The sequence below is a fragment of the Halalkalicoccus sp. CGA53 genome (assembly GCF_036429475.1).
Taxonomy (GTDB): domain Archaea; phylum Halobacteriota; class Halobacteria; order Halobacteriales; family Halalkalicoccaceae; genus Natronorarus; species Natronorarus salvus.
In genome coordinates this window covers 2,787,721-2,811,594 of record NZ_CP144125.1, presented here as the reverse complement: position 1 = coordinate 2,811,594, position 23,874 = coordinate 2,787,721, and the positions used below count along the sequence as shown (strand labels likewise).

The following is a 23,874-nucleotide window of genomic DNA, read 5'->3' as shown; positions in this document are numbered from 1 at the left end:
GCGAACTCCCTACGGGTGCGCGAAGTACGCGACCGATCGCTCCACCTCGTGTGAGTCGACACGAGCGTAGCCGACGCGCTCGAACTGGACGACCTCCCCCTCCTCCGTACTCACGAACCCCGGCTCCGCCCGTCCCTCGTCGTCGCCCTCGGGCGTCCGGAGCGTCACCGACACGCTCCCATCGACCGGAACCCAGTGGACCACGTCGACGTCGCCGTCCCTGACTACCTCGATTCCCTCCCCGGTGAACTCGAAGGCGTCGCGGATGTGCCGTACACAGCCCAGTCCCTTCAGCCAGACCCGTTCGCCGTGTCCGGGGAGGTCCTCACCCTCGACGAGTACTGCGGGACCGACCGGGATCTCGCGCACGCCTCTTTCCTCGTGGTTCGGATGTCTGGGTGGGGTCGCCGTCTCCGGACCGCCGATCACCGTCCGCTCGACGCCGTCGCGGACGAGGAAGTAGCGATCGGCCCCCTCGTCGACCAGTTCGCGGTTCTTCGCGTAGAGCGTCGACATCGCGAGGTCGACGTCGCTCGTCGAGGTCCCTAGCTCAGTCATCGCCTCTGTGAGCGCCTCGCCTCGGATCCCCCGGCGGCGCACGCTCGCGATCGTCGGCGCGCGCGGGTCGTCCCACCCATCGAGTGTCCCTGCCTCGATTAGCTCGGCGATCCGGGAGGTGCTCATCTTCACGTCGTACGCGTCGACCTGCACCTTCCCCCAGTGCATCACCTCGGGGTACTCCCAGTCGAAGTAGTCGTAGAGAAATCGCTGGCGTTTCGCCGAGTCCTGCAGGTCGATCCCACGGACGATGTGGGTGATCCCGGTGAGCTGGTCGTCGATCGCGCTCTGGAAGTCGAGCAGCGGCCAGCAGCGGTACCCGGCGGCCTCCTCCCGGGGATGTGGCGTATCCACCATTCGGAAGGCGACCCAGTCCCGGAGCGCCGGGTTCCTGTGCTCGATGTCGGTCTTCACGCGGAGGACCATCTCCCCGGCGTCGTACTCGCCACGGACCATCGCCTCGAACTCCTCCATGGTCCTCTCGGGCGCGTTCTCCCTGTTCGGCGACGGTTCGCCGGCGTTCTTCAGCTCCGAGAACTCCGCGGCGGGCAGGTCACAGGTGTACGCCCCGCCGGCCTCGATCAGTTCCCTCGCGTGATCGTAGTACGTCTCGAGCCGGTCGCTCGCCCGGAGCACCTCGTCGGCCTCGAAGCCGAGGTACTCGATGGCGTCGAGGATCGCGTCGTAGGCGTCGAGATCCGGCCGCTTGGTTTCGGGATCCGTGTCGTCGAACCGACAGAGCATCCAGCCGTCGTAACGCTCCTTGTACGTGCCGATCACCGCCGGCATCCGGGCGTGACCGAGGTGCCATGGGCCGTTCGGGTTCGGCGCGAGGCGCATCCGGACCTGGTCGTACGCCTCGACGTTCGGCAGGTCCGAGAGCGTTCGCTCCTCGTCGTCGGCTGCCGCCTCGGCCTCGAGTTCGGCGACCAGCTCCGGTGAGAGCTCTTCGAGGCGATCGCGGCGCTCCCCGGGCGTGCGTTCGTTCACCCGCGCCACGACCGGCCCGACGATCCCCGGTATCTCGCCTCCGTGGGGGCGGAACTCCGGGTTCTCGCCCATCAGCGGTCCCATGATCGCGCCGACCTCCGCCTCGCCCTCGTGTTTCACCGCGTTGTAGAGCGCGTGACGCTCCGCTTCGCGCTCGATCCGGTCCCGAAGATCGTTCTCCATGGTCGCGAGTAGTCAGAGGGGTGTGAAAACACATCGGAATCCCCACCGTTCGAGGGGTTCGGATCGGATCCAGGCCACCGAGGTCCTCGCGTCGAAGACCACTCGCGGGAACCTCTCCCTGCATATACAGGCAACGGATGAATACATATCTGAGACGGATCGACAGGTGCGCGGGTGTTCGTGCCTTCTGACACGTCCGCGTGCCCCTCATACGGGGTTTCCGTGCCGGTTCCGATCGTCTACGTCGACGTTCCTCCGAACAGAGTTCCGTTCTGATGGTACCGTGAGTCGAATCTGGTCGGATCGACGGCAGGTCTCCCGAGCGATTCGCCACCCTCTACGACGAGGTCAGCGACGAGGGCGCCCGAGTGGGGGCCGAGCTGGAGCCCCGTCGGTCCGTGACCGGTCGCGAGGTAGACCCCCTCGACCGTCGGGACCCGCCCGAGGAGCGGGAGTCCGTCGGGGGTCGTCGGCCTGAGTCCGACGCGAACCTCGGAGAGCGACGCGTCGCCGAGTCCCGGTGCGACCCGGAGCCCCTCCGAGAGGACCTCGTGGACGCCACGGGCGGTCGTCCTCGGGTCGAACCCGGAGCCCCGCTCGCGCGTCGCGCCGAACGCGACGCGGCCGTCGGGCCAGGGGACGACGTAGTGTCCCCGGAACGGGCTCACGATAGGCCACGACCCCACGTCCTCGCGCCCGGTCTCGACGTGGACGATCTGACCCCGCTGCGGTTCCACCGGGACCTCGAACCCCAGCTGGTCGGCGAACCCCGTGGACCAGGCGCCGCCGGCGATCACTACCGCGTCGGCCTCGTACTCTCCTTCCGCCGTCTCGACACCCCCTACCCGGCCCTCGTTGGCGAGCAGGCGCTCCGCGCTCCCCTCGACGACCGAGAGCCCGTGACCCACGCCAGCCCGCCTGAGCGCACCCTCGAAGACGCGACCGTCGACGCGGGCGGCGTCGTCGTAGAGGAGCGCGCGTCGGACCTCGGCGAGCGGCGGGAACCGTTCGCCTGCCTCCTCGGAGGAGAGCCGGGAGAGCGCCGCCGACCGGGGGTGGCCGGTCTCCCGCTCTCGTCGCTCGATGACGCTACGGAGTTCGTCGAACGCCGCCGTCTCCTCCTCGTCGACCGCGACCTGGAGGATGCCACAGCGCTCGACCCCGGTTGGGCCGTCCTGTTCGCGTTCGACGGCCTCGACGAGATCGAAGTAGGCGTCGAACGCCTCGACCGCGAAGTCGAACCAGGCTCCCTCTCTCGAACTCGTCGGGGGCGAGACGATTCCGGCACCTGCGTCCGTCGCCCGGCCCTCGTCGCGGCGGTCGATCAGCGTCGTCTCCACGCCCGCGCTCGCGAGGTGGTAGGCGACCGACGAGCCGACGATCCCGCCACCGACGACGATGGTCTCCATGCACCGGGATCGTCGGGGACGGTGAAAACTGACCGGGTGGCGGCAGCCGTGCACGCTCGCGAACCTTCTTGGGTCGACGCGGTGAGCACTCCGTATGAAGGTCGGCGTCATCTCCGACACCCACGACAACGTCGCGGCGACCGAACGCGCCGTCTCGCGCTTTCGCGAGAACGGCGTCGAGACGGTGATCCACTGTGGGGACGTCATCGCACCACCGATGATCCCGCTGTTCTCCGGGTTCACGCTCCACGGCGTGCTCGGGAACAACGACGGCGAGGTCGCTGGCCTGAAAGCGGCGTTCGACGACCTCGGCGGAGAGAGCGAACTCCACGGCCGCTTCGCCGACCTCGAGTTCGACGGGGTTCGTCTCGCGGTTCTCCACGGCGAGTCGCTCGACGACGTGGAAGGTTACGCGGAGTCGGGCGAGTACGACTACGTCTGCTACGGTCACCACCACGAGCGCGAGGAGCGATCCGTGGGCGAGACGACGGTGATCAACCCCGGCGCACACTTTCCGCTGGTCGAAGCGAACCATCGAACGGTAGCCCTCCTCGACACGGAGACCGGTGAGGTCGAGTTCCTCGCGGTGGCCTAGACGAGCGGCGTAGCTCCGATCCGTTCGGCGGCCGACCCGTCGCAGACCTCGAACCGATCGGGGTGGAGGATCGCCGCGAAGAGCTCTAGCGTGTCGACAAGCCGTGGACCGGGCCGGTTGACGTAGTGGTTGCCGTCCACCGCGTAGACCGCGCCGGCTCCCGCCGCGGCGAGGTCGCCGAAGTCGGGCCGGTCGGTGAGTTCGGACGTCTCCCGGACCGTCCGCTCGAGGCCGAACCCACAGGGTGCGGCGATCAGTACCTCCGGGTCGTACTCGGGGACAGCGGTCCACTCCCGGACGGTCGAGCGCGCGCCCGGTTCGGCCATCCCGTACTCGCCGCCGGCCCACTCGACCATCTCCGGTATCCAGTGGCCGGCGACCATCGGCGGCGAGAGCCAGTCCAGCACGACCGCTCTGGGTCGCTCCTCGACGTCCCTCGTTCGTCCCCTGACCCGCTCGATCCGTGACCGAAGCCCCGCGACGAGGCCCCCTGCCCGGTCGGGCCGGTCGAGGGCGTCGCCGATCCGTTCGACGTCCGCCAGAACGTCCCCGACGCTGTGGGGGTCGGTCGTGAGCACCCGACAGTCGAGGCCGAGTCGCTCGACCGCCCGCTCGACGAGCACCGAGTCGACCGCACAGACGTCACAGATACCCTGCGTGACGATCAGGTCGGGGTCGAGCACCGAGAGCGTCTCCAGGTCGATCTCGTAGACGCCCCCGTGCTCGCGCTTGGCGCTGACGACCTGTTCGTCGATCGTCGCGCTTTCTGCACCTGGATCGACGTGGGAGCGGTTGACCGCCGGGAGGTCACGCACCCGGTCTGGGTGGTCGCACTCGTGGGAGACGCCGACGGGATCGAGTCCGAGCGCACAGACGATTTCCGTCGCCGACGGTAAGAGGGTGACGACGCGCATGGGTCGCGTACGGATCGGAGAGCGTTAACTGGTGGGTCGGAAGCGGTCGGGTGGGGATGTGGATGTCGCCAGGATCGCCAGAGAGGGTTGCGCTCATGGACTCCACCCGACGAACGAGGGTAGTACCCCGACGGGCTAAAACGGTCGAGTCCGTTGGAAGGTTTTCACGCGGTTTCGCGCCGCGGTCGACGTTTCACCCGAGTTCGCACCCGCGTACCCTCCTCCCCGCACGCTGATCTCTCGTCAACGTGGCTATAAATCACCGGTTAACCCTGAGCCGGTGCGGCCGCTCTCGGCCGCGGCCGCCACGCCAAAGGGTGCGGGTTTTACGTACCGGCCGTGTAGAGGGGGGATATGGCCGCGAACGAGGTGCCGCCGGAGCTGGTGACGCTCGTTGAGAAGATGCAGACGGAGTACCGTGACTCCGAGTACGACATCGCCGTCGCGCTCGCCGAGGCTCACGGACCGCTCACCGTCGAAGAGCTCGCCGACGAGACCGGCTACACGGAGCGGACGATCAAAAAGCGCGTCGGGACCCTGGAGGAGGCGCTCCGTGGCGACCCGCTGATCGACGTCGACGACGACGGCGGAGCCGAGCTCCACCCCAGGCTCGCGGAGGCGCTCCGCGAGGCGAGCGCGTAGTCTGACAGAAGACTCATTACAGGGACCCCCCAGAGAATCGACTGCGGGGTACGCTGTGACGACCGACCGCCGTACGTCCCCGCAAACGCCCCAACTGCCCTTCCCCTCCCCCTTTCTGAACTTCTCACACCCGGGCGGGGAGGCAGCTTATCGCCGACCGAGGGCGAGCGTCCCGACGACCAGCGTGCCGAGGACGAGCATGACCGCCAAGGTCGCCGGGTCGGCCGCCGGGACGAGGGAGGTCCTGAGCACCGGCTCGCCCGACGACGACAGCGACCGGGCGAGGTGGACGAACGCGCCCGATCCGATGACGAGCAGCGCTGAACCGACGAGCCCCCAGACCATCCCGATCCACACCTCCTCGCTCATCCGAGAACGTATACGGTAGAGATAAATATTCTTTTTGGCAGTTCGATGGGGGCCGGCAACCCTACCGGTGGGGTTTCGTGGAAGCCAGTGGTGGGATTCGAACCCACGAACTCTCGATTACAAGTCGAGTGCTTGTACCACCCAAGCTCCACTGGCGCGCATACGTGAGCTAACGGTCGGGGGGGTTATCGGTTTCGACTCGTTTCTCGAACTCGATCCGGTGGGGGTCGTAGCCGTGTCTCCGATAGAAGCGTCGCGCCGCCTCGTTCGCCGCGAGCGTCTCGAGCGAAACGGCCTCCGCGCCCTCCTCTACGAGGCCGACCTCGGCCGCTGCGAGTAGCCGGGAACCGATCCCGGTGCCCCGGTTCTCGGGGCTGACGAAGAGGTTGTGGACCACTCCTCGATCGGCGTCCGTCTCGTAGAGGCGCTGTTCCATCGAGAAGCTAACGAAGCCGACGATCCGATCGGCGTCCGAGGCGACGACCACGCCCCCCGAGATCGCGTGGCGACCGATCGACTCGCGAATCCGGTCGCGGTTCTCGCCGCTGCGGAGGTGTGAGCCGTGTGCTCGCTGACCCTCGGCGAGCTCGACCCAGAGGTCGGCGACCGCGTCGGTGTCCGAGACCGTCGCCGGACGGATCGACAGCTCCTCGCGCTCCATCGGGCCTACGCGCCCCGACAGTCCGCACAGACGCTCTCGCCGTTGACCGTCTGGAGCCCGGGCATGAGCGAGCCACAGGCCTCACAGACGCTCTGTGTGGAGTAGGTGTCGTCCTCGGACCGCTCGCCTCGCCCCCGGTTCTCGCGGTCGAACTCCCGGTCGCGCTCCCGATCACGCTCGTGTTCGTGGTCGAGCGACGAGAGCGCGCTCGCCGAGGCCGCGACGACGTCCTGGGTCGTGAGGACGCCGACCGGCTCCTGGCCGTTCATCACCAGCAGGTGGCTCATCTCCTCCGAGGAGAGCGTCGCGGCAGCGTCGGCGAGGCCGTCACCGGGAGAGACGGTCGGGCAGCCGGCGCTCATTGCGTCGGCGATCGGCGTGTCGGTTCCGGAGGGCGAGGTGAGCGAGGCGAGCAGGTCGCGTTCGGTGACCATGCCCACCGGCTCTCGCCCCCTGAGGACGACGACGCCCGAGACCCCGTCGGCCAGCAGCACGTCGATGACCTCGCCGACGGAGTCGGACTCGCTGACCCCGACGAACTCCCGGGTCATGACGTCCCGGACGGTTACTTCGTCGACCATGATACACCATTACACACCGTCGGTATAAAATGTACCTCCGGCAGGTTTATTCCCGGCTGTCGTGTAGGAGACGAGATGGAGCGGCGAACTCGATCGGCGTCCCCCGCCCGCGGCAGGTCTCGAGGGCGTGTTTCGCCGACATCCCCGCGCCGTGTGCGTTCTCTCCCCTCCCGACGCCGACTCTGAGCGAGACGTCGACGGCCTCCTCGACGTGGGCGATCGTCTCGCGGAACGCCGTCTCCTCGAGCCCGGAACAGACCGCGATGAAGTTGTCCCCGCCGACGAAAAACGAGAGCGAGTCGTACTCGGCGTAGAGATGTCTCGTCAGCTCGGCGTAGCCCCGTTCGATGTCGATGAACGCCGAGAATGCGTCGACCTGGTCGGTGTACTCGCCGGTCGCGTCGACGACGTCGAAGTGGGCGATCTGGACGTCCTCGTCGGTCGCGAACTCGGGGTCGATCGTCCGACCCCTGAGGATCTCGCGGCGGGCGGCCTCCTGGGCGCTCCCCGCTTCCTGGAGCTGGCTCGTCGCGTCGCGGAGCGCGCCAGCCGGCGTCGTCCCCGTCGCGGTCGAGAGCGAGAGCGTCACCGGATAGCGGTTCCCGATCGACTCCTGGATGCGGGCGTGACCCTCCACGTCGATGCCGTTCGTGACGGCGATCATGTTGTCGAAGCGAGTGAAGAAGACGTAGCCGTCGCGGTTGCCGATCTGCTGGCAGAGGTCCGCATACAGCCGCGACTGTAGCGTCTGGAGGTCGACCTCCCGACGGGGCTCGGGGGTGACGGTCCACGGGCCGTAGTTATCGATCTGGATGAGGGTGACCTGCGTGTTCGTCACGGTTGGCGGGGCTACGGAGGGCGGTGACATAAATCGAGTGAACCGCTCGTCCGAACCGGGAGGTTGAACCCGTCGGCGGGTCGAGGGTGGGCCATGACCATCCCGTCGCTCGTCATCGGTATCGCCGGGGGGACCGGCGCCGGGAAGACGACCGTCAGCAGGGAGATCACCGGGGGGATCGCCGAGGGCGTCACACACATCCCCCTCGACAACTACTACGCGGAGGATCCGACGCTCTCGTTCGACGAGCGCCGAACGGCGAACTACGACCACCCCTCGGCGTTCGAGTGGGAGCTCGTCGTCGAACACCTCGAACTGCTCCTCTCGGGCCGGTCGATCGAGATGCCACAGTACGACTTCGAGGCCCACGCCCGGACCGACGAACGGGTCACGGTCGAGCCGACGGACGTAGTCGTCGTCGAGGGGCTGTTCGCGCTCTACGACGAGCGGCTCACCGAGATGCAGGACCTCCGGATCTACGTCGAGACCGACGCCGACGTCAGGATCCTCCGGCGGATCCGCCGCGACGTCCTCGACCGTGGTCGCGAACTCGAGGGCGTGATCGAACAGTACCTCTCGACGGTGAAGCCGATGCACGAGCAGTTCGTCGAGCCCACGAAGCGACGGGCGGATCTCATCCTCCCGGAGGGCGCCAACAGCGTCGCGATCTCGCTCTTACAGGGGATGGTCGACGCGGAGTTCGAGGAGGAGAGTCGACGCTGGGAGCGGACGATGGCGAGAGAGAACGATCCGACGGTCGCGCTCGAGTACGACGTCGACTGATTTTCCGACTACGCGCGTTTTACCTCGGGGTTCGCCCCGACCGGGTGGTAGTCCCAGAAACCGCCCTCGCGCATCGCCCGACCGATCGCGCGGTGGAACTCGAGGATGTCCTCTACCTCTTCGACGTCGACGTGAGCGAGGATCTCGCGCGCGGGGACCACTTTCTCCGAGTTGATCCGGATCGGGTGGTCGCCGACGCGGGCCTCGAACTCCGAGAACGTGAGCGGGAAGTCGTCGTCCTCGTCGACCTTCTTCGCGAAGACCGCCATGTCGTACTTGCGCATCCCCTCGCTTCCCTCCTCGCCGTCCGGGTCGTGCGGCCAGTCCATGTACCGAGTCGAGGCGGTCCGCGCAAAAGCGTTTCCGTCCCGAACCCGACACGCCAAAGAGCCGTCGGCCCGAACTTCGGGCGATGGAAAACGCATCCGAAGTCCGGCGGGTCTCCGCGATCCGGGTCCTCGGCGAGAGCGTCGGCGTCGCGGTCGCGGGCTTTCTGGTGGGGATCGTCTTCACGTTCGCCGCCGCGGCCGTCCTCCTCGCGAGCGGCGTCCCGCTGCTCGAACAGCCGTTGATCGAGATCGTCGTGAGCGTCGTGATGCTCCAGGGGGTCGGTTTCGGCTCCGTCGCGCTCGGCTACATCTACTTCAGCCGTCACGGCTTCGACATCCTCTGGCTGCGCGTGCCGACGCTCTCGGACGTCATCTGGACGGTGCTCGGGCTGGTGGGTCTGTTCGTCGCCCTGATCGCGCTCAACCTCGTCCTGCTGACCTTCGGGGTCGAATCCGCCGAACACAGCATCGTCGGCCTCGGCGGCGAGAACCCCGAGATCCTGCTCGTGATGATCCCGCTGTCGATCCTGCTGATCGGCCCCGGCGAGGAGCTCCTCTTCCGGGGCGTGATCCAGCGGATCCTCGTCGACCGCTTCGGCATCTGGGCCGGAATCGCCGTCGCGAGCGTCATCTTCGCCGTGGCCCACGTCGGCGCGCTCGTGGCGACCGACCCGGCACAGCTCACCTCCACGCTCGGCATCTACGTCGCGCTGAGCCTGATCCTCGGCGGGGTCTACGAGAGGAGCGGGAATCTCGTCGTCCCGTCGGTGATCCACGGCCTGTTCAACGCGATCCAGTTCGGCCTGCTCTACTACACGCTCACGAGCGACGTCGACCTCGCGACGCTGCTCGTGGTCGGCTGAGGAGTCGAGGCCGAAGGAGACGACGCCCATTTGGTTCTCTACGGGCGAGTACGGGAATGGACGACGACCGGGAGGGGACGGCGTACGACCGCCTCGACGAACAACCGACCGTCGACGAGTTCCTCCGGCTGCGAGAGGCGGCGGGGATGGCCGAGAGGGGACGGGAGGCGGTCGAACGCGGCCTCCCCGGCTCGCTCGTCGCCGTGACCGCCCGCGTCACCGGGGAGGTCGTCGGCATTGGCCGCGTCGTCGGCGACGGCGGGAGCGTCTACGTGATCGCGGACGTGGCGGTCGATCCGCGGTATCAGGGGGAGGGGATCGGCTCCGCGATCATGGATCGACTGATGGTGTTCGTCGGAGAGGACGCGCCGGAGGGTGCGTCCCTCACGCTGATCGCGGACGTCGAGGGCTTCTACGAGAAGTGGGGGTTCGAGCCCGTCGCGCCCGCCTCGCGGGGGATGTATCTCAGGACGGGAAAATAGGAGAACTCAGATCTCGGGCTGTCCACGCTCGACCGGCCGTTCCCTGGTCTCGATCGGGTGGAGCTCGCCCCAGGTTCGGCCGATGATCGAGTAGGCCGCGACGCCGGCGTAGAAGCCGATGAACGCGCCCGCGATCTGGCCGAGGATCGGGACCATCCCGACCACCGCGGCAGCGACGACGCCGACGAAGATCACGGCGAGCGCCCAGAGCCAGCCGGTCGCGTAGGTCGCGCTCGTCCAGACGGGTTTGAGTTCGGCGAGATCGAAGCCCGCGCCGATCGTCCGGTGCTCGGCGACGTTCGCGAGCGCCGCGGGGGTGAGGTACGCCATCGCCAGCGTCAGGACGACGCCGACGAGGAAGCTCACCAGCAGGCCGAGGAACCCGACCGCGGCGAGCGCGTCGCCGCCCATGAAGCCGAGGCCGCTGATCAGGACCAACACGCCGACGACGACCGCCGGGATCAACCCGTAGACGACCCCGACGACGACCGCTTTCAGCCCGTCGAGACCGAGGTCGCGCCAGTCGTCGAAGACCGGCGGCTCCTCCTCACCCCGGGCGGTCCGGTCGAGCACCCGCAGGAGGTAGCCCGCGAGGAAGACGATCGGGACGAGCAGGAAGCTCAACAGCGCGAGGACCCCACCGATGAGGACCGTCTCGACGACCTTCTCGCTCCGCCGAGGATACTCGAGCGCCTCCATCAGCATCGCCAGTCACCGTCCGATACACACCGTACACCGCACGTCGTGATCCGTTTCATTAGTAGCTCCGTACTGATGGCTCTCGAACGAACGAGTCTCAGTGGAGGTAGTACGACGTAGGAGAATATAGCTGTATCGTTCGTGATATGTGTGCGCACGGAACCGCACCCGGCGGGGTCGTCCCGGTAGTTCGGTTCGTCCCACCGTTTCGGCCGCTCGCCGTCTCGGCACGTCACCCCGAAGGACCGCTCGGAAAACCGCCTCAGATTCGCCTAAAGACGTACGGGCCAGTCACTCCTTTTTCCCTTCGCTTCGCTCGCAAAATCTGCCCGGAAACCGCTCACAGCCGCTTCGAGACGTAGGGGCCGTCCTGGTGGTAACCGAGCTTGTTCCGGTAGTACTCCCGCGCCCCGATGCCGCTGATGACGCTCACCTTCTCGAACCCCGCGTCCGCCGCGAACTCCTCGGCCGTCGCCATCAGTCGCTGGCCGTAGCCCTTGTGCTGCCAGTCTTCCTCACCTGCGCTCTCCTCGCCTACCGAGACCTCGCTCCCGTAGACGTGGAGCTCGCGCACGAGCGCGGCGTCCTCCAGTTCGCGTCTGACGGGATCGCCGGGGAATCGCAGCCGGCAGAACCCGACGAGCAGCCCCTTCTCTCCGTCCTCGAAGCTGATGAAGTGCTCCGTGCCGCCCGCCGCCTCGTAGGTAAGTACGTCGAGTTCGACGGATTCGGGCTCCTCCTCGTTCATCCCGACCTCGCGACACCGGATACAGTCACACGTCCAGCCGTGCTCGGCCATCCGCTCTCTCGCGAGCTGTCGTAAATTCGACTTCCAGACCCCCGCGTCGATGAAGTCCGCGGGGATATCCCGCTGGACGCGCTGGAGCCTGACGTATTTCGGAAGCATCGACTTGATCTCCGCGACGAGTTCTGCCGCCTCCTCGTTCTCCAACGGCTCGTACTCCCCGCGACGCCACATGTCGTACGTCCTGGTCCCGCGAACGATCAGCATCGGGTAGATCTTCAGGTAGTCAGGGCGCCACTTCGGCTGCTCGAACAGCCTCCGAAAGTCCTCCAGACACATCTCGTGGCTCATCCCCGGCTGGCCGGGCATCATGTGGAAGCCGACCTTGAACGCCGCGTCCCGAAGCCGCCGGTTGGCGTCGACCGACGCCTGCATACCGTGCCCGCGGTGCATCTCCCGGTTGATGCGCTCGAACGTCGTCTGGACGCCCACCTCCACCTTCGTCCCCCCCAGGCCGAGCATCCGGTCGATCTGCTCGGGGTCACACCAGTCGGGCTTCGTCTCGAACGTCGTCCCGATGTTTCTCACCCGTGCCGTCTCGTTCTCCGCGATCACGTCCTCGAGGTACCGGAACTCGTACTCCCTGGGGTCCTGCGCGAAGCTCTCGCCCTCCGCAGGGTTCGGGTCGCTCTCCACGTCGTAGTCGTTCATCGCCTCCAGTGCCCGTTTGACGAAGTGCTCCTGGTAGTCGTGGCTCCGGGCGGTCATCGTCCCGCCCATCAGGATCAGTTCGACTTTGTCCACCGGATGGCCGATCTCCCTGAGCTGTTCGAGCCGAAGCGTGACCTGCCCGTACGCGTCGTAGTCGTTCTGCACGCCGCGGGCGGCCGCGGGCTCGTGGCCGGTGTAGCTCTGGGCGCTGTCGAACTCGCTGGCCGGGCCGCCGGGACAGTAGAGACACTTCCCGTGAGGACACATCTGTGGCGAGGTCATGATCGCCACGGGCGAGACCCCCGAGGCGGTTCGGACGGGCTTTCGCCTGACGACCGCCTCGACCGTCTCGCGCTCGCCGTCGGGGGCGTGATCGAGGATCTCCGAGTTCGTCGGCACCTTCGGCGAGGAGAAGCGCGAACACGCCTCGAGCTTCGCCGACTCCAGGTCCTCGCGCTCGATCTCGCCCGCGACGATCCGCTCGGCGAGCAGCCGGCAGGTCCGCGAGAAGCCGTCGCCGACGCTCTCGCTCACGCGGACCACCCGGGCGTTTCGCCGGTCATCGTCATCACTCGCACACGCGCCTCGAAAAGGGTGTCGCTCGGTCTACGCTCGCTGGACCTGGATGACCTCGGAGATCGCCGAGAGCGTCGCCTCGTGGACCGCGTCGCGGCGACCGATCAGGAACTCCAGCCGACCGTGACGCGTCCCACGGACCGCGAGTCCGGCGTCCGGCACCCGTTCCTCGACGCGCTCGGCGAGCGCCCCGACGTCGAGCTCCTCGGTGCTTCTGATCCGGAGTTCGGATTCGTCGAGCCCGAGCAGGACGAACGGCTCCTCGTCTCTGAGCTCCCTGAACAGCGCGTCGAGCAGCAGCGACGTCGGCGGGAAGTCGAAGCGGTGGGTGTAGGCGTCGGTGTCGAGCGACGCGACGTGAAGTCCCTCCCTGTCGTGGACCTCGACGTTCGGCCGCGCCGTCTCGAGTTCGGACTCGAGTTTCACGCGGAACTGCTCGGAGACGTGTGAGGCCAGCCCCCGGACGCCGTCGTCGTCCCCGAAGAGCAGATCCGAGATCAGCTCGCGCTTGTCCTCGTAGGCCTGGTAGTACGCCTCGAGGGCGACCGCCTCGCGGAGTTCGCGCAGCCCGCCCTCGTCGTAGCCCGCCTCCGCCGCGAGCTCCGCGTAGACCTCGGGGACCGACTCCCAGTAGCTCACCGCGGGGAGGTGTGCGAGGTCCCCTCTGGCACCGTCGTCGACGACCGCCGCGACGTTCGCCGCGAGCGCGGTCGTCGTCACGCCCTCGCCGGTGAGCACCGTCTCGACGCGTTCGGCGACCGCGTCGTCGATCCGGCCCGCGTCGATCACCAGGCGGTCGACGCCGTAGACGTCGAGCAGGCCGATGCCGTCGGCCGATTCTCGGGTCCCGCCCGCCGCGACCAGCACCACGAGCGGGAGCTTCTCGTCGTGGCGCTCGCGGTCGGTGAGCATGTGGGTCAGATCGCCGGTCGCCGCGTCCATCCCGTAGGACTCGCCGTCGAGGGGGTGCCGGTCGAAGTAGTGGTACTGGGCGTCCTCTCTCTCGTGGTGCTCGCGGACGAGCGGTAGGACGGCGCGCTCGATGGCGGCACCGGCCACGTAGCCGTCGGCGGTCGCGGTGTGCCGGACGACGATCGGTCGCGAGTCGAGGATCGCCCGCCGGATCGCCGTCGCCGCCTCGACGACGGTGTCGCCGACGGCCGCGACCGGGTCCTCGTCCGTGAGGAGCGTGGTCGACTCCGGGGCGGCCGCCGCGTCGCGAGCCCCGTCCAGTCGGGAGACGACGGACGACGCCTCTTCGCCGTCGAGGGGCGTGAGCGCCTCCGTCTCGACCTGTATCGATCCCTGGTGGCGCTCGACGTCGCCGACGAGTGCGACGACGTCGCCCTCCTCGACGTCCGGGTAGGCTCTGACGCCGGCTTCGACGAACGCGGCACACTCGACGCTCCCGGTCTCGTCGCGGAGCGTAAAGACGGTCGGCCCGCTCGTCTGGCGGACGCCCTCGATCCGACCCTCGACGCGCACCCGCTCGCCGACGGCGGACTCTAGGCTGGCTGCCTCGACGCGCGAGACCTCCTCCAGCCCGGTCCTTGGTTCCTGGCGGTGGACCGCGACCGATCCACCGCCCCCGTCGGCGGTCTCGGTCGGTTCGTCGGGCGCGGCGGCCGACTCCTCGGGTTCGCCGGTCCCGTGGACCGGCTCGTCCGGCTCGGCGGGGGTCGCTCGCTCCGACCCGTCGGCTTCGGTATCCCCGGGCGCTTCGTTCCCCTCGAACTCGTCGGTCTCCTCGGGGAGGTGATCGCCGTCTGGAGTCTGGACGCCCTCGCCGCGGAACTCACGGGGCGACTGGCGGATCGACCAGCCCAGGTCGACGTTGCCGTTGTCCTGGACCCCTTTCACCTGGACGAAGACGGTCTCGCCGGCCTCCCAGTCGAGGCTCTCCAGGCGTTTGTCGAGCTTGCTCCGGTGTAACAGTCCGGTGACGCGCTCTCCGATGTCGACGAAGACGCCGAAGTCGGCGAAGCCGTCCACGGTTCCCTCGTAAAAGCGCCCGACGGTCAGTTGCCCCGGGTGGTTTCCGGTGAACCGGAAGAAGACGTCCTCCTCGTGGGACGCGCAGACGACCCCGTCTACGTCCGTCCCGCAAATGATACAGCTACCCATATGGACGGGAGAAACAGCCCCGTGCTAAAACGGTTGTCGAAACGCGTCCGACGGAACGTTTGATCGTCCGGCGACCGTAACGACGGCCCGATGACCGACTACGAGATCTCCCACCCGCTGTTCGCGGCCGTCTACGACCCGCTCGTCCCCGAAGAGCGCCTCTTCGCCGACCACCGCGAGTACCTCGCCGAGGGGCTCGGTGGCACGGTCCTCGACCTCGGCACCGGAACCGGCGCGAACCTCCCACACCTCGGAGACGTCGACCTCCACGCGGTCGAACCCGACCCGCACATGCGACGGCGGGCCGAGCGTCGGGCGCGCGACCTCGGGATCGCAGTCGAGATCCGGGGCGACCGCGCGGAGGCACTCTCGTACCGGGACGGGACGTTCGACGCGGTGCTTTCGGCCGTCGTCTTCTGTACGATCGCCGATCCCGACGCCGCGCTCGCCGAGGTGGCGCGGGTGCTCAAACCGGGCGGCGAGTTCCGCTTTCTCGAACACGTCCGCGACGACGGCTGGCGCGAGCACCTCCAGCGAGCGATCGATCCGGTCTGGACGCGACTCGCCGGCGGCTGTCACCTCACCCGCGACACGGTCGGGGCGTTCGTGAGCCACGACGCCTTCGACGTGGTCGAGATCGAACGGGTCGACGCCGGGGTCACCCCCGCGCGGCCGTTCGTCCGAGGGAGGCTCCGTCGACGCGCCTGATCACTCGAAGACCGGGCCCTCGGCCTCGAGCGCCTCGATCCCCTCCCGGATCGTGCGGGCCTCTTCCGGGAAGAGCGCGACCTGCACCTCGTTTCCCTCCCCATCTCCGAAGACCAGTTTCACCCGTTTGTCGCCGAACGCGCGTGCCTCGGCCTCCTCCACATCGAAGAGCTTCGCCGCGGCGCGCTTGTTCGTCGGGCCGACGTTCTTGATCGATCCGTCCTTCAGCTCTATCGTGAACTCCGAGAGGTCGAGCGTGAGCACGGTGGGGGGTAGGTCCGTCGGCTACATCAGTCCCCACGTCGCGAGGACCGTCAGGGTTGCGCCGGCCCCGCCGAAGCCGACGCCGAAGACCGCGTAGGCGGGGGCGGCGGCGAGCAGCCCCGCCCTGGCGAGCGAGACGCCGTGGACCACGCTTACCCCGACGACGAGGAGGAGAGTACCGTACACGGCGGCCAGGGCCTGTACCTCCGGGACCGGGAGCCCCGCGAAGAGCCCGGGGGCGCTCGCGTAACCGATCACCTGCACCGTCTCGCTGACGCCGCCGCGGTCGGGGACGAACGGGATCAGGAGCACGGTCTGGAGGGCAGCGACGAGGTGGAGCGCGAGCGGTGCGACGAGCAGGCCCACGAGACCGATCACGAGCGCGACCGAAAGGACGCGCTGGTCTCCGATCGTGGGGTAGCTCTCGGGGGCGGAGACGAGCCTCACGAGGAGCGCTCCGAGGACGACACAGATCGCGAACGTGAGCCCTGGCGCCTGGTCGCCGGGGGCGACCGCGTGCGAGAAGAAACGTCGCGGGCGGGTGAGCACCTCGATCCACGCCCGGACGACCGCACGCGGCCCCCGGTCGCGGCCGCCGGTCGACTCCTCGATCCACTGGGTCACGGTCGGACTACTCGCTACGGACGATATGGCAGTTGCGACAGCGCGCCTCGTACGCCTCGGCTGCACCGACCATGATCGTCGGGTCGGAGGTGTGGGCGGGCTCGCCGTCGATCAGCCGCTGGTTCCGGCTCGCGGGCTCGCCACAGACCGTACAGATCGCCTGGAGCTTCTCGACGTACTCGGCGACCGCGAGCAGCCCCGGCAGCGGCTCGAACGGCTCTCCCCGAAAGGTCTGGTCGGTGCCGCAGACGATCACGCGTCGACCGTTTTTCGCTAACCCCTCGCAGACGTCGATCAGTTCGGGTGGAAAGAAGTTCGCCTCGTCGATCGCGACGACCTGCTCGCCGTTCAGGTGGTTGGGGATCGACCGCACGCCCGCAGGATCGGGCTCGACGACGTAGGCGTCCCAGGTTCCGCCGGAGTGGCTCCCTATGGTCGCGTCGCCGTACCGCTCGTCGAGCGCGGGGGTGAACGCCGCGACCGACTGACCCGCGATCTCCGCGCGTCTGAGCCGCCGCAGGAGCTCCTCGGTCTTCCCGGCGAACATACAGCCGGTGATCACCTCGATCCACCCGCTGTTCGTGATCGCGTGCACATAGGGTGAGTTCCGCACGGAGAGAAAAACGCCCCGCTTTCCCCGCGCGATCGGTGAAAACCGGCCGCCCCGATTCAGATCCCGTGCTCCTCGGCGTAGGCGACGAAGTTCCCGAGGATCCGAAGACCGGTCTGGCCACTCTTCTCGGGGTGGAACTGCGTCCCCATCACGTTCCCCGCCTCGTTCGCCGCGACCGCCGCGAACTCGCCGCCGTAGGCACAGGAAGCGACCGTGTGATCGGCGACGTCCGAGCGGTACGAGTGAACGAAGTAGGCGTACTCGTCTTCCGCTACACCCGCGACGATCGGGTGCTCGCGCTCGATCGAGAGCTCGTTCCAGCCCATGTGTGGGACCTTCACCGCGTCGCTCGGGAGCCGATCGACCCGTCCCGGGATCAGGTCGAGGCCATCGATCGTCTCGCCGGCCGGGACGCCCTCGGTGCTCTCGGTGAACAAGAGCTGGAGGCCGACACAGATGCCGAGGATCGGGGTGTCCTCGGCGACCTCGACGAGCACGTCGTGGAACTGCCGGGAGTTGCGCACACACTCGCCGAACGCGCCGACGCCAGGGAGCACGAGCGCCTCGGCCGAAGCGATCTCGTCCGGATCGTCTGAGACGGAGACCGTCGCGTCCGCTCGTTCGAGCCCCCGACGGAGGCTCCGGAGGTTCCCCACCCCGTAGTCGATGATCGTGACGTTCACGGCGTCCGTTCGCCCTCCCGGGCTAAACCGTTTCGTTCCCCTGGCTCACTCGTCGATTCCCTCGTCGACGTCGCACTCGCCCGCACCCTGGTAGACCGAGGGCGAGCCGTCGGTCCCGACGACGCCCATCACCCGGGCACACCGTCCCCCGTAGCGTTCGGCGAGCGGCGCGCTCGTGAACTCGTCGCCGACGCGGACGTGGACGACCGTCTCGCCCGGGTCGTCCGGGAGGGAGACGTCGATCGTCGCGCCGCCGCCGGCCGAGGCCGGTTCGACCTCGTAGGTCGCCCAGTGGACGAACGCCGCCGCGTGTTCGACGAGCACGTTCACGTCGTGGGCCTCGTCGGCGTGGTTGACCAGCCGGAGGTCCGAGAGGTCGACCTCCCGTTCGGTTTCGGCACGGAACTCGTCGTTCGGATCGTCGTCGGTGTCCTCGGAGAGACAGCCAGAGAGCCCGGCGGCGACTCCGGCACACGCGCCGATGACGGTCCGTCTGGAGAGCGGGTCCATACCCGAAAACTACGATAGAAACATATATATTTTCCCGGTATATTCGCGGGTCGTGTCACCACTATCCGCTCGCCGACGCTTCGAGCGCCGCCCGCGCCAGCACGACCTCCGTCCCGGCGAGCCCCACCGAGCAGAACAGCGTTCGGTCTTCGGGACCGGTTCGACTCCCGCTCGCCGGCGACGACCGCCGAGAGTCAGAGCGTCCGATCCCCCTCGGCACCCGAAACGACGTACGGCCGGTCGTAGCCGTCGACCTGCGCGAGCGAGTCGGTGACGATCGTTACACTGGTGCAGGGAAGCGAGGGGTCGATCTCGCTCGCGCCCTCGAACTTCGGGTCGAGGGTGGTCGCGTGCACGGGTGCGAGCCACTCCGGGTCGAAGACCTCCTCTGTGGACGTGGTGGCGACGATCAGCACGTCACCACCACGGACGGCCGCTTCCGCGCGAGCGACCGCCTCGAACTCCGTCCGTCGGGACATCTCCCGCGCGAACGCCTCGCGGTTCTCGCGTGTCGGTGGGTTTCGGTCGCCCGGACGATCAGTCGTCGGAGATCGAACCCGCGCCCACGTTCTGTTCGGCCTCGAAACAGTGGGGGTCCGGCTCGATTCGAGCGTACTCGACGACCCGTTCGCCTAGCGTCCGAACCCGCTCTCGGAGTTTCTCGTCCGCGATCCCCTCGTCGTCGAACGCGCTCCGAGAGCGCGGAACCGCGGCCTGATAGGGGAGCACCCAGGCGTCGAGCGCCCGACAGACCGAACGGAGGTGTTCGAGCGCGGTGATCGGGAACGCGCCGCCCGCGACGCAGAACAGCCCGACGGTCGTGTCCTCGAACTCGTCGAACCCGCAGTAGTCGACCGCGTTCTTCAGCACGCCGGAGTACGAGCCGTGGTACATCGGCGTTCCCAACACGACCGAATCAGCCTCGCGGATCGCTCCCGTGAACGCCTTCGCGTCTCCCGGTTCGCTACCCGGAATCAACGGCGGCAGGTCGTACTCGCGCAGGTCGAGCAGTTCCCCGGTCGCACCACGCTCCTCGGCGCCCGCGAGGACTTCCTTGAGCCCTTTTCTGGTGTGACTGTCCTCCCGCAGGCTCCCACAGACGGCGACGACGTGCGGTGGTTCTCTGTCCGGCATACGAACTACACTCGCCGGTCCCGGCAAAACCCTACCGACGGAGCCGGACTCGATCCCCCGAGACGAACTCGACGAGGCCGTCGTCCTCGAGGTCCGAGAGCAGCCCCCGTAACCACTCCTCGCCCGTCTCGCCACCGTAGTCGACGCGCACTCTCGGACCGAGCTCCGAGAGCGTGAGTTCGTCGTACTCGCCGAGGACGCGCACCGCCCGGGCGCGCTTCTGCCGACGGCTTCCCTCGAACGGCGACTGTGTGGGGACGTCCGGCGCGGAGAAGTCGCCCGTCTCGTAGGCGTCACACCACTCGCGCCAGGGACAGCCGGCCTCCTCACACCGCGGGGTCTTCCCACAGGCGACCGCTCCCAGCTCCATGATCGCGTTGTTCCATACTCGCGATCGGCCTTCCGGCATGAGCTCGTTCGCCCGCGCCTCGAACTCGCTGTCGATGTCAGGTACCGAAAACGCCCGGTAGAGCACCCGTTTGACGTTCGTGTCGACCACGGCGTTCCCAGTGTTAAATGCGAAGCTCGCCACCGCGTTCGCGGTGTAGGGGCCGACGCCCTGTAGCTCTCGAAGCTCGTCGGGGCTCTCGGGAAAATCGCCGTCGAACTCCCCGACCACTTGGGTCGCCGCCTCGTGGAGGTACTTCGCTCTGTTGTTGTAGCCGAGTCGGTGGCCGCTCCAGAAGCTCACGACCTCGGATCGGTCGGCTGCCGCCAGTTCCTCGACGGCCGGCCAGCGTTCCAGGAACGCCGCCCACGCCGCCTCGACTCGCTCTAACTGGGTCTGCTGGCTCATCACCTCCGAGACGAGGATCGCGTAGGGATCGGTCGTCTCGCGCCAGGGGAACCCTCGGTGGTCCGACTCGTACCACTCGATCAGCGCCTCGCGGACGGGGTCGAGGTCGGCGGGGAGCGACGAGCCCTCCTCTGCGTCGGCAGCCATCGCTCCCGGTTGCGGCCGGCGGCTCAAAGCGGTGGCGATCGGTCTCCCGCACTCGCTGTCGAAACCGGTATCCGGTCGCGCGACGACCGGTCGGCTATGGGCCTCCCCGACCTGAGCGAGGACGTCGAGTCGATCTACACCGACCTCGCCGACGACCAGCCGATCGCGCTCGACCGCCAGTCGAAGACCGAACTCGCGCTCCTTCAGGCGGCGCTCGGCCCCGAGAGCACCGACGAACTCGTCCGCCGGGCGATCCACCTGCTCTTTCAGAGCACCGTCGACACCGGCGGGCTCGACTTCGGCCTCAGACGCGAGTACGACGTCACGTACGACGAGTACCTCTCGGGAATGACCTACGAGGAGATGAACGGCGGCGTCGCCGCGAGCGGGGGTACCGACGACGAGGCCCGCCGGTACCAGTTCTAGGTACTTACTCCTCGACCTCGAAGGCGACCTCGAGTTCGGCCTGGTACTCCCTGTCCTCCGCCGAGGCGATCTCGACGCCGAACTCCTTTACCTCCGCCCAGTAGACGTTCTCGAGCGTTCTCTCGGCGCGGTCGATCGCGTCGTCGGCGGCGTCGTCGAAGCTCTCGGTGCTCGTTCCGATCAGCGTGACCTTCTTGAATACCATGCACCTCGCAATGCGCACCCCGACGGCTTAAAATCGGTGGCGCATCTGCCGGGCGAGGCTCGCGGGCCCGACGGTGCTGAGCTCGCGCCAGTCGTCGGCGAAACGCTGTCCGATCAGTACGCTCACGTACGCGAGGACGATCCCCGCGATCACGTCGATCAGCCAGTGGATCCCGAGGTACATCGTCGAGACGATGACGCTCGCGCCGATCACCTGCGCGAGGACGAACCACCGGGGGTACTGCTCTCTGGTGTGCCACGCGAAGAGCATCACCGTGGCCGACAGCGAGGTGTGGAGCGAGGGGAAGACGTTCGTGTTCACGTTCACCGCGCTGGTGAGGAACTGCGACTGCGGGTAGAAGTCGTACATCAGCTGTGCGGCGACGTCTAGGTTTCGCGGGCCGTAGGCGATGAAGATCACGTAACAGAGCAGCCCGAGGCCGTAGTTCGCGGCGTAGGCGATCGTGAGCTCGTGCAGCGTCCGTTGCTCGCTGAGTGCGAGGTACGCGAGCAAGGGGAAGACGAGCAGGAAGACGTAGCCGAAGAGGTAGACGAAGGAGAAGTAGACGGTGAGCTCGGCGGTCGCGAACCCCTGGAGCCAGGCGACGAAGTCGCCCTCGAGCCGGTAGATGTCGCCGGTGATGTTGAAGCCGATGAGCCAGGAGAATCGCTGGGCGGCGCGTCTGGTGAGACTGTTCAGGATCAGCACCGTCGCGAGCAGGCCGATCGAGGGGGCGACCATGATCAGCCGAGGTCGGAGCTCTCGTCTCGTCTGTCGCAGCTGTTCGCGGTCGATACAGAGCACAGTCCCGCAGACGAGCATCAGGCTGACGACGGCGACCAGCGTCAGGAGAACGCCGACCAGCACCATCTCACTGGCTCCGGGCTATGGCTCTCATTGTTGGACGAGGAGTTCGTTGTCCTCGTTGTACCTATACCCCGCATCACGAAAAAGCTCCCGCGCTGCTTCTGCTTCGACGACCCCCACCTCGTCGTCCTCGCGGCCGACGAACGAGAGCTCGTGCTCGCCGACGTCCTCGGGGCTCCACCGGAACTCCTCCGGGACGTACCGATCCGACGCGATCGGGCTGTAGGTGGGGGTCGCGTACCGCTCGAACACCGACTCGTAGACGTACTCGCGGTCGATCAGTCGGGCGATGGCGTAGCGGAACTGCGGATTCGAGAGGGGGGCGTTTCGCGTGTTGAACCCGACGTGGTAGTGCGAGCTGGTCGACTCGTTCTCGACGGCGAGGTCCGAGGCGCGGCTCGCCGCGGGCACCTCCTCCGGGGCGAGCCCGTAGGCGGTCGCGTCCAGCTGTCCCCCCTGTAACATCTCGAGCGCGCTCGCGTCGGAGGGGACGAACTCGAACTGGATCCCCGAGTAGGAGGGTCGCGCCTCGTAGCTGGCGACCGGCCCGGTGAGTGACTCCGCGGTCAGGAGGAAGTGGTCGTCGTTGCGCTCGAACGTGAGCGACTCGTCGCTCGTCGAGTCGGCGTAGCGGAACGGCCCGGAGCCGACGGGTTCGGCGTTCTCCCAGACCAATGCCTCCGTGACGTAGTCGATGTCGAAGCCGGCGAACGTCGTCATCGCGGTCCGCTCGGTCCAGACGTGTTCGGGGACGATCGGGACGGTGAACGCCCGTTCCGCGACCGGCTCCGCCGCGGCGACGAACGTGAGTTCGAGTTCGTGGTCGCCGAGCACCTCGACCGAGTCGACGAGCGTGCTCTGGGTCCGAAACCGGGGCGAGGGGACGATCGGGTCCTCCTCGGGCTCCATCGTGGTGTCGGTGATGAACTCGTAGGTGAAGGCGACGTCCTCCGCGGTGATCGGCTCGCCGTCGTGCCAGGTGAGCCCCTCTCTCAGTTCGAGAGTCGCCCGTGGCCGCTGGTCGGTTCCGCCCCACTCCCAGCGCTCGGCGAGCCACGGCTCGATCGAGCCGTGCATGCGCCGTCCCAGCGGGTCGTAGAGCAGACCGGTCGTCACGCCGCGGTCGCGGAACTCGACGGCGAAGGGGTTCAGGTTCCGCGTCGGTCGCCGGTCGTTGATCCCGACGTAGAGCACGCCCTCCGCCCGGTCGTCGTCGCCGACCTCCTCGTACTCGAGCGAGAGGTAGCCGAGCGGGTACTCGAGCGAGGGGCTCGTCCAGCCGCCGAACCGGTCGGTCCGCACCGCTCGCGGCTCGTCAGGGTAGGCCACGACCGTGATCGGCGCGTCGGGAAGCGCCGTCCTGTGGAACTCGGAGAACGCCTCGGCCCGCGCGTCGGTGTCGTTGGCGACGCGCTGTCGCTCAAGGAGGTCGTCGGTGGCGGTCGAGGCGTAGCCGAAGGGGTTCTGCCAGCCGGCCTCCTCGCCGAAGCGCGAGCCGAGGAAGGTGTAGAGGTAGTCCGGGTCGTCGTGGCCCGGGTGGCGCGCGATGTAGAGCTGGTAGTCGAAGTTGATCAGCACGTCCCGCAGGAGCTGTTCCTCGGTCGTCGGCACGATGTCGACCGTCGCACCCGCCCGCTCGATGTTCTCCGCGAGGTGCTGGGCGATCCGGATCGGGCTCCTGTCCTCGTCGCGGGGGACGACCTTGATCGTGAGCGAGACCTGTTCGGGCGGGTTCCGGTCGACCGAGGCGCGGATCCTGTCGAAACAGCCGGCGGTCGATCCCGCCAGCGCCGTCGCTCCCGCGAGAACCGCACGACGGCTCGTCCTGTCGGTTCGCCCGGTCAC

28 protein-coding genes, 1 tRNA gene and 1 pseudogene are annotated in these 23,874 nt (G+C 67.9%); 7 read left to right on the top strand and 23 right to left on the bottom strand.

Features of this window, described 5'->3' with window-relative positions:
* Positions 1-9: 9 nt before the first annotated feature.
* A complete protein-coding gene (locus tag V2L32_RS16215; protein WP_331233552.1) occupies positions 10-1,731 on the bottom strand; it encodes a glutamate--tRNA ligase in 1,722 nt (573 codons plus the stop codon).
* Positions 1,732-1,970: 239 nt separating this feature from the next.
* Positions 1,971-3,140, bottom strand: a complete 1,170-nt coding sequence (locus V2L32_RS16210; RefSeq protein WP_331233551.1) for an NAD(P)/FAD-dependent oxidoreductase — start codon at positions 3,138-3,140, stop codon at positions 1,971-1,973.
* 94 nt (positions 3,141-3,234) lie between these two features.
* Here V2L32_RS16210 and V2L32_RS16205 point away from each other — a divergent pair, with 94 nt between their 5' ends.
* On the top strand, positions 3,235-3,735 hold the full coding sequence (locus V2L32_RS16205; protein WP_331233550.1) for a metallophosphoesterase: 501 nt from the start codon (positions 3,235-3,237) through the stop codon (positions 3,733-3,735).
* Here the strand turns inward: V2L32_RS16205 and V2L32_RS16200 are convergent.
* Positions 3,732-4,649, bottom strand: a complete 918-nt coding sequence (locus tag V2L32_RS16200; RefSeq protein ID WP_331233549.1) for an ABC transporter substrate-binding protein — start codon at positions 4,647-4,649, stop codon at positions 3,732-3,734. The genes V2L32_RS16205 and V2L32_RS16200 overlap by 4 nt on opposite strands.
* A 354-nt stretch (positions 4,650-5,003) precedes the next feature.
* Between V2L32_RS16200 and V2L32_RS16195 the strand changes: the two genes are divergently transcribed.
* Positions 5,004-5,291, top strand: a complete 288-nt coding sequence (locus tag V2L32_RS16195; protein ID WP_331233547.1) for an HTH domain-containing protein — start codon at positions 5,004-5,006, stop codon at positions 5,289-5,291.
* Positions 5,292-5,438: 147 nt separating this feature from the next.
* Here V2L32_RS16195 and V2L32_RS16190 read toward each other — a convergent pair whose 3' ends face one another.
* The 5 genes from V2L32_RS16190 to V2L32_RS16170 all read right to left on the bottom strand — a co-directional run bounded on the left by V2L32_RS16190 (position 5,439) and on the right by V2L32_RS16170 (position 7,740).
* Positions 5,439-5,660 carry a hypothetical protein gene (locus V2L32_RS16190; RefSeq protein WP_331233546.1) on the bottom strand — a complete coding sequence of 74 codons (222 nt, stop codon included), beginning with the start codon at positions 5,658-5,660 and terminating at the stop codon, positions 5,439-5,441.
* A gap of 82 nt (positions 5,661-5,742) precedes the next feature.
* Positions 5,743-5,816: transfer RNA gene (locus tag V2L32_RS16185), tRNA-Thr, on the bottom strand.
* Positions 5,817-5,829: 13 nt separating this feature from the next.
* A complete protein-coding gene (locus V2L32_RS16180; protein WP_409348451.1) occupies positions 5,830-6,306 on the bottom strand; it encodes a GNAT family N-acetyltransferase in 477 nt (158 codons plus the stop codon).
* 20 nt (positions 6,307-6,326) lie between these two features.
* Positions 6,327-6,902, bottom strand: a complete 576-nt coding sequence (locus tag V2L32_RS16175; protein ID WP_331233544.1) for a CBS domain-containing protein — start codon at positions 6,900-6,902, stop codon at positions 6,327-6,329.
* Positions 6,903-6,948: 46 nt separating this feature from the next.
* Positions 6,949-7,740 (bottom strand): GTP cyclohydrolase III, encoded by a 792-nt coding sequence (locus tag V2L32_RS16170; protein WP_331233543.1) that lies wholly within the window; start codon positions 7,738-7,740, stop codon positions 6,949-6,951.
* A gap of 93 nt (positions 7,741-7,833) precedes the next feature.
* Here V2L32_RS16170 and udk point away from each other — a divergent pair, with 93 nt between their 5' ends.
* On the top strand, positions 7,834-8,523 hold the full coding sequence (gene udk, locus V2L32_RS16165) for a uridine kinase (RefSeq protein ID WP_331233542.1): 690 nt from the start codon (positions 7,834-7,836) through the stop codon (positions 8,521-8,523).
* An 8-nt stretch (positions 8,524-8,531) separates the two neighbouring features.
* Here the strand turns inward: udk and V2L32_RS16160 are convergent, their stop codons facing one another.
* Positions 8,532-8,852 (bottom strand): DUF5785 family protein, encoded by a 321-nt coding sequence (locus tag V2L32_RS16160; protein WP_331233541.1) that lies wholly within the window; start codon positions 8,850-8,852, stop codon positions 8,532-8,534.
* 83 nt (positions 8,853-8,935) lie between these two features.
* Here V2L32_RS16160 and V2L32_RS16155 point away from each other — a divergent pair, with 83 nt between their 5' ends.
* The gene (locus V2L32_RS16155; protein ID WP_331233540.1) at positions 8,936-9,715 is read left to right on the top strand and encodes a CPBP family intramembrane glutamic endopeptidase; all 780 of its coding nucleotides are present in this window, start codon (positions 8,936-8,938) and stop codon (positions 9,713-9,715) included.
* A 56-nt stretch (positions 9,716-9,771) separates the two neighbouring features.
* Positions 9,772-10,197 (top strand): GNAT family N-acetyltransferase, encoded by a 426-nt coding sequence (locus V2L32_RS16150; RefSeq protein ID WP_331233539.1) that lies wholly within the window; start codon positions 9,772-9,774, stop codon positions 10,195-10,197.
* Between the two features lie 6 nt (positions 10,198-10,203).
* Here the strand turns inward: V2L32_RS16150 and V2L32_RS16145 are convergent, their stop codons facing one another.
* The 3 genes from V2L32_RS16145 to V2L32_RS16135 all read right to left on the bottom strand — a co-directional run bounded on the left by V2L32_RS16145 (position 10,204) and on the right by V2L32_RS16135 (position 15,052).
* Complete coding sequence (locus V2L32_RS16145) at positions 10,204-10,896, bottom strand: DUF4013 domain-containing protein (protein ID WP_331233538.1); 693 nt, start codon at positions 10,894-10,896, stop codon at positions 10,204-10,206.
* A gap of 340 nt (positions 10,897-11,236) precedes the next feature.
* Entirely contained in the window at positions 11,237-12,895 is a 1,659-nt protein-coding gene (locus tag V2L32_RS16140; RefSeq protein WP_331233537.1) for a tRNA uridine(34) 5-carboxymethylaminomethyl modification radical SAM/GNAT enzyme Elp3, read from the bottom strand.
* Positions 12,896-12,958: 63 nt separating this feature from the next.
* Positions 12,959-15,052 (bottom strand): OB-fold nucleic acid binding domain-containing protein, encoded by a 2,094-nt coding sequence (locus V2L32_RS16135; protein WP_331233536.1) that lies wholly within the window; start codon positions 15,050-15,052, stop codon positions 12,959-12,961.
* Positions 15,053-15,142: 90 nt separating this feature from the next.
* Here V2L32_RS16135 and V2L32_RS16130 point away from each other — a divergent pair, with 90 nt between their 5' ends.
* The gene (locus tag V2L32_RS16130; protein ID WP_331233535.1) at positions 15,143-15,760 is read left to right on the top strand and encodes a class I SAM-dependent methyltransferase; all 618 of its coding nucleotides are present in this window, start codon (positions 15,143-15,145) and stop codon (positions 15,758-15,760) included.
* Here the strand turns inward: V2L32_RS16130 and V2L32_RS16125 are convergent, their stop codons facing one another.
* From V2L32_RS16125 to V2L32_RS16090, 8 genes and pseudogenes are all read right to left on the bottom strand, one after another.
* Positions 15,761-16,024 (bottom strand): hypothetical protein, encoded by a 264-nt coding sequence (locus V2L32_RS16125; RefSeq protein WP_331233534.1) that lies wholly within the window; start codon positions 16,022-16,024, stop codon positions 15,761-15,763.
* A gap of 21 nt (positions 16,025-16,045) precedes the next feature.
* Positions 16,046-16,648: a YIP1 family protein gene (locus tag V2L32_RS16120; protein WP_331233533.1), complete on the bottom strand. Its 603-nt coding sequence runs from the start codon at positions 16,646-16,648 to the stop codon at positions 16,046-16,048.
* A 7-nt stretch (positions 16,649-16,655) separates the two neighbouring features.
* A complete protein-coding gene (locus V2L32_RS16115; protein ID WP_331233532.1) occupies positions 16,656-17,243 on the bottom strand; it encodes a thymidine kinase in 588 nt (195 codons plus the stop codon).
* Between the two features lie 74 nt (positions 17,244-17,317).
* Positions 17,318-17,944, bottom strand: a complete 627-nt coding sequence (hisH, locus tag V2L32_RS16110) for an imidazole glycerol phosphate synthase subunit HisH (RefSeq protein ID WP_331233530.1) — start codon at positions 17,942-17,944, stop codon at positions 17,318-17,320.
* Between the two features lie 45 nt (positions 17,945-17,989).
* The gene (locus V2L32_RS16105; protein WP_331233529.1) at positions 17,990-18,454 is read right to left on the bottom strand and encodes a hypothetical protein; all 465 of its coding nucleotides are present in this window, start codon (positions 18,452-18,454) and stop codon (positions 17,990-17,992) included.
* 194 nt (positions 18,455-18,648) lie between these two features.
* Positions 18,649-18,954, bottom strand: a pseudogene (locus V2L32_RS16100) (ornithine cyclodeaminase family protein); the annotation flags it as partial.
* Positions 18,955-18,991: 37 nt separating this feature from the next.
* Positions 18,992-19,588: an NADPH-dependent FMN reductase gene (locus V2L32_RS16095; protein ID WP_331233528.1), complete on the bottom strand. Its 597-nt coding sequence runs from the start codon at positions 19,586-19,588 to the stop codon at positions 18,992-18,994.
* 31 nt (positions 19,589-19,619) lie between these two features.
* Complete coding sequence (locus V2L32_RS16090) at positions 19,620-20,531, bottom strand: A/G-specific adenine glycosylase (protein ID WP_331233527.1); 912 nt, start codon at positions 20,529-20,531, stop codon at positions 19,620-19,622.
* Positions 20,532-20,627: 96 nt separating this feature from the next.
* Between V2L32_RS16090 and V2L32_RS16085 the strand changes: the two genes are divergently transcribed.
* On the top strand, positions 20,628-20,957 hold the full coding sequence (locus tag V2L32_RS16085; RefSeq protein WP_331233525.1) for a hypothetical protein: 330 nt from the start codon (positions 20,628-20,630) through the stop codon (positions 20,955-20,957).
* A 4-nt stretch (positions 20,958-20,961) separates the two neighbouring features.
* Here V2L32_RS16085 and V2L32_RS16080 read toward each other — a convergent pair whose 3' ends face one another.
* From V2L32_RS16080 to V2L32_RS16070, 3 genes are read right to left on the bottom strand one after another with little or no spacing between them, the layout of a single operon-like run.
* Positions 20,962-21,162 carry a dodecin gene (locus V2L32_RS16080; RefSeq protein ID WP_331233524.1) on the bottom strand — a complete coding sequence of 67 codons (201 nt, stop codon included), beginning with the start codon at positions 21,160-21,162 and terminating at the stop codon, positions 20,962-20,964.
* A 27-nt stretch (positions 21,163-21,189) separates the two neighbouring features.
* Positions 21,190-22,032 (bottom strand): phosphatase PAP2 family protein, encoded by an 843-nt coding sequence (locus V2L32_RS16075; RefSeq protein WP_331233523.1) that lies wholly within the window; start codon positions 22,030-22,032, stop codon positions 21,190-21,192.
* A 24-nt stretch (positions 22,033-22,056) separates the two neighbouring features.
* Positions 22,057-23,874, bottom strand: a complete 1,818-nt coding sequence (locus V2L32_RS16070) for an ABC transporter substrate-binding protein (protein ID WP_331233522.1) — start codon at positions 23,872-23,874, stop codon at positions 22,057-22,059.